This window comes from Sulfitobacter albidus (assembly GCF_018200035.1).
In the GTDB taxonomy this organism is placed as follows: domain Bacteria; phylum Pseudomonadota; class Alphaproteobacteria; order Rhodobacterales; family Rhodobacteraceae; genus Sulfitobacter; species Sulfitobacter albidus.
Genome location: NZ_CP073581.1, coordinates 371,876 through 389,712 on the forward strand (window position 1 = coordinate 371,876; position 17,837 = coordinate 389,712).

At 60.4% G+C, this 17,837-nt stretch carries 14 protein-coding genes and 1 tRNA gene; 5 read left to right on the forward strand and 10 right to left on the reverse strand.

The genetic code is table 11. From position 1 onward, the window contains the following. Positions 1-20 precede the first annotated feature (20 nt). The 5 genes from KDD17_RS01720 to KDD17_RS01740 all read right to left on the reverse strand — a co-directional run bounded on the left by KDD17_RS01720 (position 21) and on the right by KDD17_RS01740 (position 5,968). Entirely contained in the window at positions 21-623 is a 603-nt protein-coding gene (locus KDD17_RS01720; RefSeq protein ID WP_212705003.1) for a helix-turn-helix domain-containing protein, read from the reverse strand. Positions 624-627: 4 nt separating this feature from the next. Beyond that, positions 628-2,319, reverse strand: a complete 1,692-nt coding sequence (locus KDD17_RS01725; protein WP_212705004.1) for a dipeptide ABC transporter ATP-binding protein — start codon at positions 2,317-2,319, stop codon at positions 628-630. Beyond that, the gene (locus tag KDD17_RS01730; RefSeq protein ID WP_212705005.1) at positions 2,316-3,236 is read right to left on the reverse strand and encodes an ABC transporter permease; all 921 of its coding nucleotides are present in this window, start codon (positions 3,234-3,236) and stop codon (positions 2,316-2,318) included. Before KDD17_RS01730 ends, KDD17_RS01725 begins: the two co-directional genes overlap by 4 nt. A 38-nt stretch (positions 3,237-3,274) precedes the next feature. Continuing rightward, a complete protein-coding gene (locus KDD17_RS01735) occupies positions 3,275-4,246 on the reverse strand; it encodes an ABC transporter permease (protein WP_212705006.1) in 972 nt (323 codons plus the stop codon). A gap of 141 nt (positions 4,247-4,387) precedes the next feature. Beyond that, entirely contained in the window at positions 4,388-5,968 is a 1,581-nt protein-coding gene (locus KDD17_RS01740) for an ABC transporter substrate-binding protein (RefSeq protein WP_212705007.1), read from the reverse strand. A 512-nt stretch (positions 5,969-6,480) separates the two neighbouring features. Here KDD17_RS01740 and KDD17_RS01745 point away from each other — a divergent pair. From KDD17_RS01745 to KDD17_RS01760, 4 genes are read left to right on the forward strand one after another with little or no spacing between them, the layout of a single operon-like run. Further along, positions 6,481-7,545, forward strand: coding sequence for a P-loop NTPase family protein (locus KDD17_RS01745; RefSeq protein WP_212705008.1), 1,065 nt, complete (start codon positions 6,481-6,483; stop codon positions 7,543-7,545). After that, entirely contained in the window at positions 7,545-9,041 is a 1,497-nt protein-coding gene (locus KDD17_RS01750) for an ABC transporter transmembrane domain-containing protein (RefSeq protein WP_212705009.1), read from the forward strand. The genes KDD17_RS01745 and KDD17_RS01750 overlap by 1 nt, the downstream gene beginning before the upstream one ends. A gap of 10 nt (positions 9,042-9,051) precedes the next feature. Next, entirely contained in the window at positions 9,052-10,602 is a 1,551-nt protein-coding gene (locus tag KDD17_RS01755; RefSeq protein WP_212705010.1) for a sensor histidine kinase, read from the forward strand. Continuing rightward, complete coding sequence (locus KDD17_RS01760; protein ID WP_212705011.1) at positions 10,599-11,267, forward strand: response regulator transcription factor; 669 nt, start codon at positions 10,599-10,601, stop codon at positions 11,265-11,267. Before KDD17_RS01755 ends, KDD17_RS01760 begins: the two co-directional genes overlap by 4 nt. A gap of 889 nt (positions 11,268-12,156) precedes the next feature. Here KDD17_RS01760 and KDD17_RS01765 read toward each other — a convergent pair. From KDD17_RS01765 to KDD17_RS01785, 5 genes are all read right to left on the reverse strand, one after another. Next, entirely contained in the window at positions 12,157-13,254 is a 1,098-nt protein-coding gene (locus tag KDD17_RS01765) for a hypothetical protein (protein WP_212705012.1), read from the reverse strand. A 295-nt stretch (positions 13,255-13,549) separates the two neighbouring features. Continuing rightward, positions 13,550-13,624, reverse strand: a tRNA-Gln gene (locus KDD17_RS01770). Positions 13,625-13,696: 72 nt separating this feature from the next. Beyond that, positions 13,697-15,043: a mechanosensitive ion channel family protein gene (locus KDD17_RS01775; RefSeq protein ID WP_212705013.1), complete on the reverse strand. Its 1,347-nt coding sequence runs from the start codon at positions 15,041-15,043 to the stop codon at positions 13,697-13,699. 91 nt (positions 15,044-15,134) lie between these two features. Beyond that, positions 15,135-16,124 carry an NADPH:quinone reductase gene (locus KDD17_RS01780; protein WP_212705014.1) on the reverse strand — a complete coding sequence of 330 codons (990 nt, stop codon included), beginning with the start codon at positions 16,122-16,124 and terminating at the stop codon, positions 15,135-15,137. Between the two features lie 59 nt (positions 16,125-16,183). After that, positions 16,184-16,654, reverse strand: a complete 471-nt coding sequence (locus KDD17_RS01785; RefSeq protein ID WP_254796935.1) for an SH3 domain-containing protein — start codon at positions 16,652-16,654, stop codon at positions 16,184-16,186. A gap of 180 nt (positions 16,655-16,834) precedes the next feature. Here KDD17_RS01785 and KDD17_RS01790 point away from each other — a divergent pair, with 180 nt between their 5' ends. Further along, positions 16,835-17,821: a 2-hydroxyacid dehydrogenase gene (locus tag KDD17_RS01790; RefSeq protein WP_212705016.1), complete on the forward strand. Its 987-nt coding sequence runs from the start codon at positions 16,835-16,837 to the stop codon at positions 17,819-17,821. Positions 17,822-17,837 lie beyond the last annotated feature (16 nt).

Below are 17,837 nucleotides of genomic sequence, written 5' to 3' on the forward strand. Positions count from 1 at the left end.
TTTGGCCGTTTTGGGTGTGCTCAGCCGCTTTGCCCCGGCAATCTGTTATTCGGTGCGCCTTGCAGCACGACCAGCGTGCCGGTCCACAGCATCCGGGCAGGGGCGTCGCCGAGGGTTTTCCATGAATGGGGCGTTAAACCGTTGTAGTGCAGGCTATCCCCTTCGCGCAGGGTGAACGCCTCACCGTCGAGCGTTTTCTCGATCGAACCGCTGAGGATATAGATGAACTCCTCGCCCTCGTGTTGAAAGGTCTCGGATTTGAACCCGGGCGGGCAATGCATGATGAAGGCGGACAGCTCGTGGCCGGGAAATTCCGAGCTGAGCGTCTCATAGGTCACGCTTGTGTCCGAGATAGAGAACTTCGGGCGCCGCTCTGCGTAGGAGACCGCATCCCCCGGCTTTGGGCGCGCGACAAAGTAATCGAGCCCCAGATCCAGCGCATGTGAAATCTGTGCCAGCGTGCCCAGCGACGGGGTCGCATTGCCACGCTCGACCTGCGAAAGATAGCCGACGGACATGCCCGCCTTGTCGCACAGCTCCTTGAGCGTCAGCTTGCGTTGCTGGCGACATTTGCGGATCAATTGGCCAAGCTTGGCCGGTTCAATCTTGTCCGGGCCGGTCATTGTGTCATCCCGAAAGCTGCGCCAGACGCGGCATCAATTCGAGCAGTTTTGCCGTGTAATCCTGTTTGGGATTGGCAAAGAGCTCTTCGGTTTCCTGCACCTCGATCAACTGGCCCTGTTTCATCACGCCGACGCGGTCGCACATCTGGCGCACGACGGGAAGGTCATGGCTGATAAATAGCATCGTCAGACCCAGATGCTCCTGAAGATCCTTGAGGATGTTCAGAATCTGGGCCTGGATCGACACGTCGAGCGCGCTGGTCGGCTCATCACAGATCAAAAAGCGCGGTTGCGTGGCCAAGGCCCGCGCGATCGAGATCCGCTGTCGCTGCCCGCCGGAGAATTCATGCGGATATTTCGCGGCGGCGGCGCGGGTCAGCCCCACGCGGTCCAGCAATTCCTGCACACGGGTGCTGATCTGATCGGGCGGCAGCAGCTTGTGATGCAACAACGGCTCCGCGACGATGCGTTCAACCTTCATGCGCGGATTGAGGCTCGAGAACGGATCCTGAAAGATCATCTGGATCTGCCTGCGGTAGGCCGCCAGATCGGCCCCGGTCATGGTGGTGGTCTCTGATCCGTCGAAATGGATCTCCCCCCCGTCGACGGGCAGCAGCGTGCCGATCATGCGCGCAACGGTGGATTTGCCCGAGCCGCTTTCCCCGACGAGGCCGAATACCTCGCCATCCTTGATGTCGAACGACACGTCATCCACGGCGGTGAAATAGGTGCGGCGCGAGGGCAGGATCGCGGATTTCTCGAGGAATTTCTTGGTGACGCCTTTGACCTCCAGCAGCTTGCCGGATTTTGACAGCTCCGTCTTGGGCCAGTTGCGCGCCAGATCCTCGATCTTGAATGTGGTCTCGCGCCCGCCGTAGCTGACCTGCGGAAAACGGTGCAGTTTCACCTGTGGGCGCGGCACGGCAGAGATGAGCGATTTGGTGTATTCATGTTTGGGCGCGCTGAGCACCTGATCGGTCGATCCGTTCTCGACGACCTTGCCCGCGTACATCACCGTGACCTGTTCGGTGGTATCGGCGATGACGCCCATATCGTGGGTCACGAGGATCACGCCGACCTGCGTTTCCGATGCCAGCTCCTTGATCAGATCGAGCACCTGCGCCTGGATCGACACATCCAGCGCGGTCGTGGGCTCGTCTGCCACGATCACCGACGGCTCTGAACAGAGTGCGAGTGCGATCACCACCCGCTGGCGCATCCCGCCAGAGAACTGGTGCGGGTATTGGTCAAATCGCGCCGTTGGGTTGGGGATCGACACCCGGTCCAGCAGCGCCAGCGCGCGTTCGCGCGCCTCGGCAGCTGATACCTTCAGGTGCAGCTGGATCGTTTCGACCAATTGCTCCCCGATGGTGAACAGCGGATTGAGCGAGGTCAGCGGATCCTGAAAGATCATCCCGATCTCGCTGCCGCGGATCGCGCGCTGTTGTTCGGGGCCCAGATTGTCGATGCGCCGCCCGTTCAACCAGATTTCGCCCGAAGCCACACGGGCGGGATCGTCCAGCAGGCCGATGACCGCGTTGCCGGTCATGGATTTACCCGCACCGCTTTCGCCCACGACGCCGCGGATTTCACCGGGGCGGATGTCATAGGTGACGTTCTGCACCGGTTTGAACAGCCCGTGGCGGGTGGGGATTTCGACCGTCAGGTCGCGGATGGACAATACAGGTTCGGTCATTTCAGCCTCGGGTTCAATGCGTCGCGCAGCCAGTCGCCCAGCATGTTCACACTCAGCGCCAGTGCGAGAAGGGTGCAGGCGGGAAAGAACAGGATCCACCATTCCCCTGAGAACAGATAGCCTTGGCCGATGCGGATCAGGGTGCCCAGCGATGGCTGCGTCGGTGGCGCGCCGACACCCAGAAAGCTGAGTGTGGCCTCGGCGATAATCGCCAGCGCCAGCGAGATCGTCGCGATCACCAGTACCGGCGACAGGATGTTGGGCAGGATGTGGCGCAGCATGATGGCCGCCGGGCGCCGCCCGATCAGCCGCGCCGCCGACACATAATCCTTGCTTTTCTCGACAAGCGTTGCGCCGCGCACGACGCGCGCGAACTGCACCCAGTCGCTCAGCCCGATGGCGAGGATCAGCACCCAGATCGCCATCTGATCGCGATGCTCGACCGGGGTGATCCCCTTGGCGATGCCAAAGATCAACATGGCCACAAGGATTGACGGGAATGTCAGCTGCACATCCGCCGCGCGCATGATGATCGTTTCGGTCCACCCGCCGAAATACCCCGCGAGCAGGCCAAGGATGATCCCCAGCACGACCGCGAACAGCACCGCGGCAAAGCCCACAAAAAGCGAGATCCGCATCCCGTAGAGAATGGTGGAGAACACGTCGCGCCCCTGATCGTCGGTGCCCATCACGAAGGTCTCACCGGTGAAGGCGTTGGGCGCCAGCGGCGGCGTGAATCCGTTCATCAGATTGAGCGAGGCAGGGTTGAATGGATCGGTGAAGGCGATCAGCGGCGCGAACACCGCCGACAGGACCAGCAGCAGCGCCACAAACGCCGAGACAATCGCCACGGGAGAGCGCCGGAAGGCGTAGAACAGATCACTGTCCACTGCCCGGCGGTACCGCGAGGGGACCACGACCTGTGTTTCAGTGCGTACGGGAAGCGGTTGATCAGTCACTTGGCAGATACCCTTAGGCGAGGATCGATGAAGGCGTAGAGAATATCAACCAGCAGGTTGATGACGACGAACATCACCGAAATCATCATCAGATACGCGGCCATCACCGGGATATCGACGAATTGGATCGCGTTGATGAACAGCAGCCCCAGACCGGGCCATTGGAAAACGGTCTCGGTGATAATGGCAAAGGCGATGATCGCGCCCAGTTGCAGGCCGATGATCGTGATGACCGGAACCATTGTATTTTTCAGCGCGTGGCGAAAATTGATCACCCGGTCGCTGAGGCCACGCGCACGGGCAAAGCGGATGTAATCCTGCCGCAGCACCTCCAGCATTTCGGAGCGCACCAGTCGCATGATCAACGTCATCTGGTACAGACCCAGCGTGATCGACGGCAGGATCAGCGCCTTCAGTCCGGATTCGGTCAGGAACCCGGTGGTCCAGCCGCCGATCTTTACCGTTTCGCCGCGGCCAAAGCTCGGCAGCCAGCCCAATTCGACCGAGAAGAGATAAATCAGCAGGATACCGATGAGGAAGGTTGGCAGGGACACCCCGATCAGCGAGGCCGACATGATGACATTCGCCGCAAAACCATCCCGGCGGATTGCGGTGAACACACCAAGGGCGATGCCCATCAGCACGGCAAAAATCGCGGACAGCGCAGCCAACTCCAGTGTGGCGGGTGCGCGCTCCATGATGATTTCGGATACTTCGCGGCCCTGGCGGTAGCTGACGCCGAAATTGCCCTGGGCGGCCTCGTTGAGGAATTTGAAATACTGCACCGGCACCGGCTGATCGAGGCCAAGCTGCGCGCGCAGGCGCTCGACGTCCTCCATGGTGCGTTCCTGACCCAACATGTTGTCGATCGGATCGCCCACGAAGGTGAACATGGAAAACGCGATCGCACCGGTGATCAGCAGGACCAGCACGGATTGCAGAACGCGTTTGAAGATGAATGGCAACATCACGAGGGGCTTTCTTGTGCCAGTAAAGCCATAAGCTTCTTGGCGATTTCACCGGATCATGGAAAGCGGGCAGGGCGCGGCGCGTGGGCTCCCTGCCGTGGGAGTAGGCCGCCCGCGCGTATGCGGGCGGCCCGGTTGGGCTTACTTCATGGTGAAGTATTTGACCCGTGGCTGATCCTCGGGATCGACTTCGATGCCGACGTTCTCGCTCATGCCCCAGTTCAGCACCTGGTGGTGGATCGGGATATACAGCTGCTCGTCCTGAACCACGCGCCAGATGTCGGCGATGTCCGCGTTGCGGGCGTCCAGATCGGTGTTCGAGGCCAGCGATTTGATCTTTGCATCCAGCTCGTCGTTGTCATAGCCGGTGCCGTTCCACGTGCCGATGTCGCTTTCGCGGCCGTGCACGAGGAAGTTGAACACATACTCCGAATCGTAGGTCGGAACGCCCCAGCCCAGCATGTAGAAGTCCGTCTTGCCGTCGGTGATCAACGGGAAGTGCTGCGCCTTTGGCTTGGCGTCTAGGTTCACCGTGACGCCGATCTGACCCAGCATGCCCACGGCCGCCTGACAGATCGCTTCATCGTTGATGTAGCGGTCGTTGGGGCAATCCAGACGGATCGAGAAACCGTCGCCGTAGCCTGCTTCGGCCAGCAGCGCCTTGGCGCCTTCCACGTCGGTGGAGCTTTCGGCGTCCATCTCAGCCGTCCAGCCGTTCACGAAGGGCGGCGCGATCATGCCCGCGGGCTCTGACTGGCCGCGCATCACGACCTGACGGATCGCATCGCGGTTGATCGCCATGGACATCGCCTTGCGCACACGCACATCGGCGAGGGGGTTCTTGCCGTCGATGTTATCGGCTTCGATATCGTCGGCGCCCAGGTTCATCCCGAAAAAGATCACGCGGTTCTGCGGGGCCTGTTTGACCATCAGCCCGTCTGAGCCATCAACGCGCGCCAGATCCTGAACCGGCATGTCCTGAAGGAAGTTCACCTCACCCGACAGTAGTGCCGCAACCCGCGTGGCTGCGTTCTGAATAGGCGTATAGACGATTTCGCTGACTTCCATGGGGAATTCGTCGATGCCCCAGTAGTTCTCGTTGCGCGCCATCACGGTTTTCACGTCGGGCTCGCGGCTGACGAGCGTGTAGGCGCCGGTGCCGTTGACGTTTGTGGTCGCGAACGTGATTTCGCCGCCTTCAAAATCTTGAACGTTTACGGTGTTGTTCGCCTCGGTCCAATCCTTATCCATCATGAAAAGGTTGGTCAGGTTCGAGGGCAGGATAGGGTTGGGGCCGGATGTTTCGATCTCGACGGTGAAATCGTCGACCGCGCGCACTTCGACGATCGAGCCAATCAGCTCTTTCATGTCGGAATTAGGCTGTTTTGCGCGTTCAAAGCTGAATACCACGTCCTCGGCGGTGAAATCAGCACCGTCGTGGAATTTCACACCCTGACGCAGATTGAACACCCAGACATTTGGGTTGTCAGCGCTCGGGGCCCAGTCGGTGGCCAGCGTCGGGACAAAATTGCCGTCGGTGTCGCGGATGATCAGCGGCTCATACATCTGGTGACGCATGGTGTGGCTGGGGCCTTCGTTTTGCGAATGGGGATCCAGCGTCAGGGCGTCGCCCGCGCGCGCCCAGCGCAGTGTCTCGGCGTTGACCACGGCCGCCGACGACATCAGCGCCGCAACCGCGAGAATTGTTGAAGTTTTCTTCATTATGACCTCTCTGTTGGTGAGTGTTTGTGCAAGCAGTCTTTTGTGTTCTTTGCACCGGCCGCAAATTCGGCAAACATCAGTCCGGTGCATTTCCGAGCCAAAATTCCAAATCCTTCAGGCTCCTCATCTGCCGTTTGCCGCATGCCGTAGCGCTTGCAGGTGCAGCAACGTCAGATTCCAACGCTACTTGCGGCGAGGTTAGGAAAAATTATTGCGATCCACAATAACAATTTTTGTGGCACACTTTTGGAGCGAGCGGTGCGTCCACTGAACCCATGTCCATCGGGTCGGGTCAGTCATTTTAACTTATCCGAGGTGCCCTTGCCTTCCCGAACACCTGCGCAGGAGCGTTTCACCGGTCTGACGGCGAGAGCGCCAAAGGTCGCAAGCGATCAGACGAAGTCAGAATCCATTCATCTAGGTTTAATATCGCGTTCAGCGGATGGTCAGGACTATCGATCTGTTCGGGCTTAACTCTTGGTCAACGAAACACAGAAGATTGAGAGAAAGCCATGACAATCGTTCAAGACACCTTCGACACCGTAATCCCTGCTCAGGCAAAGTGGAGCTTTACCACCCGCCTTGTGGACGCCGCTGATGTCGCTGCGCTAAAGCCCATCGATGGAACGGCCAAGGCTGGCGATCTGATACTGGTCGAGATCACGGAAGTGAACCAGCATAAGAAAATCCAGCTTGCCAACGGACGCTATGCTGACTCCTACGCGGGCGATCTTGCCGTTCTGTGCCTCGGTGACCGCTATGCGCCGGACCAGTTCATGGGGCGCGCCGAGTTGCGGGAAGACGCACTTGATCTTCTTGCGGGCGGCGGCATCTGTGGCGTTGTGGAAGCAAAACACGCAAAAATGGCAAAACCCACGCAACTGCGTCCGCTGGGGCGGCTTGTTGACCGCAATGGGATCGCGATCAACATCGCGAAATATGCAATCAATGATGCCGCCATTCCGGACGATGTAACGGTCATCGGCGTGTTCGGTGCGTCGATGAACGCGGGCAAGACCACGGCCGCTGTCTCCCTGGCCCACGGCCTGGCACGAGCGGGCTACCGCGTGGCCGGTGTCAAAGCGACGGGCACGGGGGCGTTTGGCGATTTCAACGCGTTCCGCGATGCCTCGATCCCCGTGACTGATTTCACCGATGCGGGGATGCCATCAACCTTCCGCATGCCAATGGAGCGGATTGAGCGTGGCTTCAACGCCCTGGTCGGCACCGCTGCAAGGGAAGGTGCCGAGATCGTCGTGGTCGAAATCGCCGACGGCGTGTTTCAGGGAGAGACCGCCGCAATCCTCAAGGGCAGCGCGATCGTCAAGCGAATGGACGGGATCCTGTTTGCGACGAGCGATGCGCTTGGTGCGGTGGGGGGGGTGTCGACGCTGGCGCGCTATGGCCATCGTCCCTTTGCCCTGTCCGGCATGCTGAGCCTGTCTACGCTTGGTACGATCGAAGCGGAAACCGAAACAAACCTGCCTGTCATCTCGCGTGACGCGCTGTGCGACGGTCGCACCGCAGCCGACCTCATCGCACCGCTGATGCGGACAAAAACACAAAAGGCCGCCTGATGCGACTCCCGCGCATCTTTGACGGCAAACGGGGTCGCGACATCGCTTTTGTCGCGGCCCTCGGCGTCGCCCAGGCGGCCCTGATGATGGTCGCCGCTTTCGCCACACGGGTGGTCTTTTCCGCGCTGGCGCAGGGGGATCCGTTTCCAGCTTCAGCGGTCGCGGCCCTCGTGGCGGTGCCGCTCTGCCTTGCGTTTGTTCAGGCGATGGCCCGGGTCCTTGCAGAGACAATCGGCCAAAGCTTTGCGGTTGATCTACGCGATACGGTTTTTCGCGCCATTGCGGCCTTGCCGGAGGCGGAGCGGTCGAAACGCTCGCTCGGTGGTCTGTCGTTGCGGTTCGTGGGCGATATGGCGGCCGCGCGCGGATGGGCGGGGCTGGGCGTGACACGGTTGATATCGGGTGTGATCGTTCTCCCGATTGCGGCTTTCACGCTTTGGCTGCTCAACCCGGCGCTCGCTTTGGCCGGTATCGCTCCGATCGGGATGGCGATGGTCCTGTTTGTTGTGATCGGCCGGCGCCTTCATCGCGTGCACAAGAACTTGCGCAGACGTCGCGCGCATGTCGCGATCTGGGCGATGGAGCGGATCGACAAAGCGCATGAATTGGCGGCCATGGGTCGGCTCAATCGAGAAACCGGCCAATTGCGCAAACGCGGGCAGCGGGCGGCGGCGGACGCTGTGACCCGCATTCGCACAACGTCCATGCTCCGTATGATCCCCAATGCGTCGCTCGGCGTCGGGAGCGCTGCGGTCATGATGGCGGCGCTTTTCCTGGGCCTGCCGACCGGGGAAACGGCGGCAGCACTTGCTGTGCTGGCGATTTTGACCATTCCGCTGCGCCAGCTGGTTGGCGTCTGGGATAAGCACGCGGCTTGGAAGGTCGCGCGGAGCAAGGTGGAGATCCTGATTGCGCGTGCGGATTACCGAAAAATTCAGCCGCGCACCCGTATCCCGCTTGGCGTGCAGCTCACCCATCCCGAGTGGGAGGCGCCGATTGAAATCGCGGCCGGGCGCGCGCAAACGCTGCCTGCCCGTGTGGATTGGCGGGGATGCCTTGATGCGCTTTGCGGCAAGACAAGCGAGGTACGCGCCGGTTTTGAAGACGGGGCAAATCCCGAGGTTGCCGTCATCTCTCCCGATCCCGTTATCCTCAAAGGATCGTTGCGCCGTGCCTTGACGATAGGGGCCGACAAACGCCCGTCGGATGACGCGTTGCGTGACCTCATCCGCGGGCCTGCATTCGATGGCTTTATCCAGACCGATCTTGACCAGCGCCTTGCCGAAGCTGGCAAGGGATTGGCGGATACTGCTCTGCTGCGCATCGCCCTGATACAGGCGATCACGCGCACGCCGTCCATCATCGTTGTTGAAGCGGCGTTCTGGATGGATCCGGCGGCTGACGCCCTATGGGAGATCCTGCGTGCCCGCAGCACATCCACGGTGATTGCCGCACCACGGCATGATACGGTTTTGAATTATGACAATGCCGCCTAACGAGAGGGTCATGAACGTGCGAATTGTTTCTGCCGCAACGACGGCCGCCATCCTGTTTCTGACACTCGCTGTCGCGGGCGCGTTGCTTGTTCAGTGGAGCGTCTCGCGCACGCAATTCTACACCGAGCGGATGAATTTGGCCCATCGGTCTTACGAACAACATCTGCTTTTATCGAGCCATACCTACCAGCTGTTCAAACAGTTCGGTGATGCATTGTTGATTGGCGACCGAGACGAAGGCGCGGGGGAGCGCGCGCTGGTTACGTTGATCAACGAAGATATCGATGTCATTCGTGGCATCATCAACGCCGAAATCGCGCTGGTCGGGGAGGAAGAGCTCGAAGAGCTGGAGCTTTTGGACCGGCTGGAAGACAAGATCCGCAAGATCATTGGAGAGTTCGACAGAGACTTGTCGGAACGTGACCCACGCGAAGCCTGGACAGATCTCACCGTTTTTCTGGATACAAGCATCGACCGGAACTTCCGCGAGTTGATGGACGAAGCGCTTGAGGAAGAACTTGAGGAGGTCGCGGAAACGCGCGAAGAGCTGGCCCGTACCATGTGGACCATGCGGACGGTAAGTTTTGCCTTTCTCGGCCTTGCATTGCTTGTCTCTGCGCTGCTGGCCGTGGGATATTGGACTCTCGTGCGCAAGCGCGCGATCAACCTGATGGACGGGGTAGAGCGTATGCGCCGGGGTGAGCTGGAACATCCCCCGACGGTCAAGGGCCGCGATGAGCTGGGAGAGTTGGGATCGCTTTTGCGCAAGACAGCTGCAAACCTGCTTGACCAAAGGCAGAAGTTGCTCACCCGAAACACCGATCTGGAAGCCGCCGTCGCTGACCGCACGGGCGAGCTGCAACGTCTTCTTGACGACGCGAAGACCGCCGAACGCAATCGCCGCCGCCTGCTGTCGGACGTAAGCCACGAGTTGCGCACGCCGCTGACCATCATTCAGGGAGAGAGTGATGTGGCGCTGCGATCGGCCAGCACAGACAAAGACTATCGCGATGCTTTGACCCGCGCCCGAAATGCTGCAACGCACACGGCGTCTCTCGTCGACGACCTGTTGCTGATCGCGCGCAAAGAGGAAGGGAAGCTGTCATTCCGGATGGAATCGACGGATATCGGCCAGCTGGTGCGCGATGTGGCCGACCTTTTCCACGGAAAAATCACGCTTGATCTCAGCGCCGCCAAGACCACGCTGCCCGCCGACAAGCTGCGCATCCGCCAATCCTTGCTGGCCTTGTTGAACAACGCCAAACAGCATGGGGGCGATGCCATTACCCTGCGCCTTGATGAATACAACGGCCTGCGCATCAGCGTTATCGACAACGGCGATGGGTTGTCAGACATAGAAAAGGCCCAGGTCTTTGATCGGTTCTTCCGGGGGTCCAACGCGGCCGGAAAATACGACAACGGGACCGGCCTTGGTCTCCCCGTCGTTCGGGCCGTGGCAGAGGGCCATAATGGATCGGTCAGTGTCGACGACGCGCCCGGCGGCGGGACGATCTTTTCGATTGTCCTGCCCTATGAACAAGCTTTGAAAGACGTTTCATGACCAATGTTCTGATTGTCGAAGATGAAGACCAGATTGCGGACTTTATTGCACGTGGGTTGAAAGGCGAAGGCTGGACGACCACGCGCGCCTCCAGCGGTGAGCAGGCTTTGGGCCTTTTGGCCGACAATGTGTTCGACGTCGTTTTGCTGGATATCATGTTGCCCGGAATGTCGGGCCATGATGTCTGCGCCCGGATGCGGCTGAAGAAGGATTACACGCCCGTTTTGATGCTGACAGCGCTGGACGAAACCGATGACAAGGTGGCGGGTTTGCGCAAGGGTGCCGATGACTATTTGCCAAAACCGTTCGATTTTGACGAATTGATCGCCCGGATCTCGGCGCTGGCCCGACGCGAGTCAGAGTATCACGCGACGAGCGAAGAGCCCGTCGAAGACGAAGTGATATTCGACGCCACGGCCCTCTGTCTCGTCGTGAGCGGCGAGAAGATCGAACTGTCCTCAAAAGAACGGGACTTCATGGCGATGCTGGTCAAGAATGCGGGCCGCGTCCTGAGCCGCGAGCGCATCCTGAACGCGGTTTGGGGCCTGAATGAAGATCCGATGACGAATACAGTGGACGTCTACGTCCGGCGCCTGCGTGAAAAGCTTGGTCCGCACAGCGCTCGGATCGCAACGGTGCGCGGCATAGGATATCGCTATATGTAAGAGGCGGGGGAGAGGATCGGCCTTCGATCGGGCTCCTGCCACATTGATCCGACTGCGGAGATTTTGCGGTCGCTGGCATAGCGGCGCCATCGCCCTTCGGTTGCAGGTGTTCGCACTGGAAGGGTTATTTCTGACTTCCGTTAACCCTTTCGGGAAAACCCGGATTGGCCAAGGTGCTGGTCGTTTGTCGCGCGATCCTACGCGGGCCCGGCGTGTCGGCGGCTGCCCGAAAGGCCCCCTGCCTGACGGTTGGGACGACACCGATCTGTCGGCTACTGTGCAAGAAAGGCTCGGGGAGGGATAGGGATATGTCTCACGGGGGCGCAAAGGTGATCTGCTGTGGGCGACAACGGCAAAGCTGACTGCCCCGGCAGCGCGCCTTGTCGATGCTCTGGGCGGTGATGCGCTTTTGCGCTTGTTCGCCAAACCTGAACTTCAAGGCTTTTGCCTCGCGAAGAACTGCGCTGTGCCATCACCAGCAATCTACCGGATGGCTCGGCTGCTTTACGGCCCACCTTTGAAATGCCCCACTTCTTCTTGAGAATGCAGCCTTCGTGTCGGGGCTGATCATTCACTGCCCAACTGCACATCCTTTTTTACACCACATGCATGGCCCGGCGTGCGGTGATTGAATTGTTCAGCGTCTCCATTCCGAAGTCAGGATCGTCAGTCAAAGGCTTCCGTGTCAGCCCAACAATCAGTGCGATCCGAAACGCATCCTGGTAAAGCTTTTCCGTCCCTTTCAGGTCGCAATTATCCTCCTTCACCGTAGTGAAGGCGATCAAAGAAGGGGCATCAAATGCTACGGGGTTCAGCTGCGCTGACTGATCAGCGTCGGCAAGCGGCGGAACCGCCTGCGCACGAATCCCTGGCGCGTCGCGTCAGCTGGTTATTGATGCTGATTCTGACGTTGAAAAATCAACCACGCCATTTGCGCCAGTGCTGCGCGACTTTGACGTTCGCGATTGCGCAATTCCTCGGGTACTGCCGCACGTTTGGCCGCCTCGGTAAAGATTTTCTCCCGCATGATGTCAGGATCGATATGGTCTTTCGGCATGAAATATTCGGGGGGAAGGTTGAGCTCTCGCGCGATCCTTACATTCTTCTGTTCAAATATCGTGTCTATGGTGCATTTGAGCTGAGACGTAAGCTGCGTTTCCGACTCAACTTTTTGAATTATTTGTGTGTTCGCTTGAAGAAAAAACTCATTCGCCTCATGCGGCCCAGGCATTGAGTGACCCGCCTCGATCGCATTGAGGACAGCCTCGATCATGCTGGGATGATAAGACGGGTTCCTGACACTCTCGACGGAAGTGCCCGCCTTTGGGTCTAGGTTGGCGCGGGTCAGAAAATCAGAGATGAGCGGGATGTCGAAACCAGTTCGTGGCAAAAGCCCGATGGAGATTGGGACGCCCGTAGGTTTTAGCGCGGCTACCCTTTCAGGAATGCTCTCAGACCAATCGAGATACAGGTGACCGCTGAGTTGGCGCCCTATGTTCCAGCCCCCGAGAACGGCGGCAATCAAATGCCTTTCAACACCCCAAAAAAGCGTCGGATCAATCTTGTGTTTGCGCAATACATCTGCGGTTTCGACTATTCGTTCAGGTGATCGGAATAACCATTGCCCAAAAGAGGAGACAAGAAAATCAGACTGCCGCCGGATATATGCAACTACGATGACTTCGTCGGCGTGCTCTCGGGCGATTTTAGAGAGATTGACGAGGGCGTTGACCATCTTGAACATCATTTCATGACTCAACATCAAGGTCTTTTCAGGATGGGCTGCCGCTGCATTTTTTATGAGTGAATGAAAGTGCGCGATGACTTCCGGCTCAGGTTGCGGACAGTCAAGCTTCCGCAAGTCTTTTGGCGCAAGCATCATTGCGTAGGCCAGATTTTTCAGCTCTTCAGAGCCGCCCATCATTGCACTCTGGATTGAAGAAGAACCACACTTCTCCGGGCCGGCATGTAGGATGATGCGGCTCATCGAAATGAACAGTCCGCATGTTTTTTCCGGAGAGGCCACAGAATCGGAAGGAGCATCATCTCACCATGTTCTTGGCGCGCATCGTAGGTTCGATAGAGTGTCAGCACTTTGCGCACCGTCCGACGTCAGCGCTATTGGTTGCAACAAAGCTGACGGCGCGCAGATCAGCTTGGACAAATGTTGCCAGGTTATTGGAGATTTGGGTACCAACATTTTTGAGGCGCTACAACACGCCGACGATCTGATTTCCAAAGACGCGGCGCGCCTCGGAGGCAAATCGGATTGTCGAGGAAGTTGGCTGGGATGGTAGGATTCGAACCTACGGTACACTGTACCAAAAACAGTTGCCTTACCACTTGGCTACATCCCAACGTGGGGCGGTACTTAAATCGGGTTGGACGGGGGTGCAAGGGATTTTCGCGAAGAAATCGTGGCTGCCCGCTTATTCCTGCGCACCATTCTCGCGCAGCAGATCCGTGCGCTCAGTTGTGCGTTCCTGATCGACGATTTCGGTCAGCTCGTCCTCGCGGGTTTCCACGTCCTGCGCGGGCAGCGGATCGGGTGTCGGCGCGCTCTTTGCGGTAGCAGGCTCTGGCTCGGCGGTGGTCAGGTCGAAATTTGCGATAGCGCCTTTCAATCCATCAGGTACCTCGATCCGGTAGGTGGTGTTGGGCATGTCATAGCCTGCCGTGGCGACAGCGGCTATGACCTGACGGATGGCCTCCCCCTTGGCGCGCACCAGCGATGTTTCGGTCTGGTCGATCCAGCCCGTGACCTGCATCACCATCGACCCTTCGCCGATCCGGTCGATCCAGGCGTCGGGCGCGGGTTTTTCGAGGGTGAAGGGCAGGGCGATGATCGTATTCTCGGCCAGATCGCGCACGTTGGCCAGATCGTCCTCGCTGGCATCCACGCCGATCTCGAACGAGAACCGCCGTTCGGCGTTGCGCGAGAAATTTACGATCCGGCTCTTGAACACCGTTGCGTTGGGGATGCGGATTTGATTGCCGTCGAAGCTCATCAGAATCGTCGCGCGGGAGGTGAGGCGGATCACCTTGCCGGTGTCGCCCTCGATCTCGACCGTGTCGTTGGGGCGAAACGGCTGGCGGATCGACAGCATGATCGAGGCGATGAAGTTCTCGACCGTGTCGCGCACGGCAAAACCGATGGCGAGGCCCACGATACCCGCTGCCCCGAGAATCCCCGACAAAAGCGCCGTGGCATTGAGGATATCGAGCGCGGCGACAAGCCCGCCGATGATGAACAAAAGCCGCAGGATCTGCCGGTAGATGTCGGCGATAAAAGCATTCGGCGCGAGGCGATCCCATGGCTGTTTGCGTCGGGCGATGAAGAATCCAAAGAGCACCACCAGTACAAAGACGCACAGCGCCACGCCCGCCAGCGGCAGGAACTTGGCCAATTGCAGTGCCCGGGCGCGGAACCGCTCGACCGCGGGGTTCAGGCGGCGCACGACATCGGTGGTTTCTGCCACGTTGTTCTCGATCGCGACGACCCCCTCGACCCGGCCGACCAACTCGTCAAGGCGCGCGGCGGTGGCGGTGTCGAGCGTGCTGCCGCGCAGGGTCACGATCCCTGCCTTCACCATCACGGTGACATCGTCGTAGCCGTCAAGCTCGGACAGGATCGCGCGGATGCGGTTGGCAATGGCGGCATCCTGATCGGCAGAGGCTTCGACAGCGATGGTGCCGGTGGGTTGGCCCGCGGTCTGGGCAAGCGACATCTGCGGCGCGAACGCCAGCAGGCACAGCGTGAAAAGCAAGGCGCGCATCAAATCATCTCAATCAATGGCATCGTTTGGAATGTCCCCAGCTTACGCCACCGCGGCCCCTGCTGGCAATTCCCGCGAACGCGGGAGCGGATCAGCTGCAATCGACCAGAATGGCGCCCGCCCGACCGCCCGCCAGAACGGCCTCGTGGGCGGCGGCGCATTCGGCCAGCGGGTAGGTCTGCGCGATGGGGCAGTGCAGCGCGCCGTCGGCAAACGCGCGGTGCAGGCGGCCGATACGTTCTTGTCGGGCGGGCAGGGGCAGAAGATAGATCAGGATGATGTCGATCGTCGCGGCCTTGAACAGCAGCGGACCAAAGGGCAGGGTCGGGGTCATGTCGATCTGCGAGCCGTAGGCGGCGATCACGCCGTTGGGTTTGATGACTTCTGAACACAGCGTCACGTTCGCGCCGAACTCTACCTCAATCACCCGGTCGATGAATGCGCCATCGTTGGCAGCAAGCACATCGGCGGCGAGCGTATCGCTGCGGTAGTCCAGCACCGTCTCGGCGCCCGCCGCGCGGACGCGTTCGGCGTCGCGTGGGCTGGACGTCGCGATCACCCGCGCGCCGCCCCATTTGGCCAGCTGAACAGCAAGATAGCCGACTGTGCCACCCCCACCCGAGATGAGCAGCGTCTGGCCCTTCACGTCGCCCGCGCCAAACACCGCTTCTGCCGCGGTAAGGCCCGGAATGCCCAGCACCGCACCGGTCTCGAATGAGACATGGGCAGGGAGCAGCACGGCCTGTTCCGACGGCAGGGTGATATGCGTGGCGGCGGTGCCAAAGGCGCGCTGCCACTGGCCGTTCCAGATCCAGACACGCTCGCCCACGCGGGAGGCCTCAACCCCGTCGCCGACGGCCTCGATCACGCCTGCACCGTCGCTGTGCGGGATGACCTGGGGAAAGGCGGGTTTGGTGACGCCGGGCCGGGTGCCCGCGCGCGATTTGATATCCGACGGGTTCACGCCCGAGACCGCCATGCGCACGGTGACCTCGCCCGCGCCGGGCGCCGGGGTATCGAGATCCGACACGGACAGGACATCGGCAGCGGTGCCGAAACGGTCGTAGGTGATGGCTATCATGGCGCGCACTCCTTGGCGGGGGTTTGCCCCACCATGGCCGAGCGGGCCGGGCGGCGCAATCAGTCGAAGACTTCCGTGGGCTTTACACCCCAGAGCCGCGCCTTGGGCGCCCAGCCCTTGAATCCGCCTGACCGGAGCATGCACCACTCGCCCTCGCAGGCACTGACGCGGGCGACGACGCCCATTTCAAGCGCTGCATTCACCGGCGCGCGGGCGTCGGGACGGGCGTGCAGGGTCAACATGTCCTTTTCCACCAGAACGGTGCGGGTGCCGGACAGAAGGGAATAGTGTACCCAACCGCCCATGCCGTCGCGGTCTTCGACGCGGCGCCAGTGGCCGTGCTCTCCGGTGATGCGCAGAGGCATGTCGCGGCGCTTGAAGACCCAGTCGATGCGGTGGCTCAGCGATGGGCCGCGGCGCACGTTGCCCTCGGACGCCTTCATCGAGACATACCGGGGGATGGGGCGTTTGGTGACCTTGCCGATGCTCGTCTCGGACGCGACAACGGGGGCCGTGAGACCCGATGTCATGAGGATCGCAAGCGCCAGTCCGACGCTCACAAGCCATTTGCTTGCGTTTGTACCTGTCATTGGTGTGCTGCCTGCACTGCTTTTGTTTTTCTTTGTGTGTCGCGGGTTCTTGTGACCCGTCACCACTTCGTCCACCATGAGGGCAACCCATGCCCGCCGACAAGACCGGAGAACGCCCCAATGCCAAAACAGCCCCTGAGTGTTGTAGTCACGCGACGGTTGCCCGAAATCGTCGAGACCCGATTGGCGGAACTCTTTGACGTGCGCCTGCGCGAAACCGACGACCCCATGACCCGCGAAGAGTTGCGCGAAGCGGTGCAGACCTGTGATGTTTTGGTGCCGACGATCACGGACCAGATCGACAACGGGCTGCTGGGCCGCGCGGGCGCGCGGCTCAAGCTGATCGCCAACTACGGCGCGGGGGTCGACAACATCGATGTGGCCACCGCGCGGCAACAGGGCATCCTTGTGTCCAACACGCCCGGTGTGCTGACCGAGGATACCGCCGATATGACGATGGGTCTGATCCTTGCGGTGACCCGGCGCATGCCAGAGGGCATGGCCAAGATGCAGCACGACAAATGGGACGGCTGGGCGCCCAACGCGCTGTTGGGCGGGCGGATTTCGGGGCGGCGTCTGGGCATTCTGGGCATGGGCCGGATCGGGCAGGCCGTGGCCGAACGTGCGGCGGCCTTTGGCATGCAGATCCATTACCACAACCGCCGTCGCCTGCGCCCCGAGATCGAAGAGCGTCTGCAGGCGACTTATTGGGAAAGCCTCGATCAGATGGTGGCGCGCATGGACGTGATTTCGGTCAATTGTCCGCATACGCCGTCGACGTTTCATCTGATGAATGCGCGCAGGCTCAAGCTGATGAAGCCCGAGGCGGTGATCGTGAATACTTCGCGCGGCGAGGTGATCGACGAAAATGCACTGACGCGCATGCTGCGCGCGGGCGAGATCAAGGGCGCGGGCCTCGACGTCTACGAGCACGGGGTGGAAATCAATCCGCGCCTGCGTGAGCTCGATAACGTGGTGCTGTTGCCTCATATGGGGTCGGCCACGTTGGAGGGGCGGATCGAGATGGGCGAGAAGGTGATCATCAACATCAAGACCTTCGACGATGGGCACCGGCCGCCGGATCAGGTTGTGCCCTCGATGCTGTAGACGCTGGAGTGGCGCC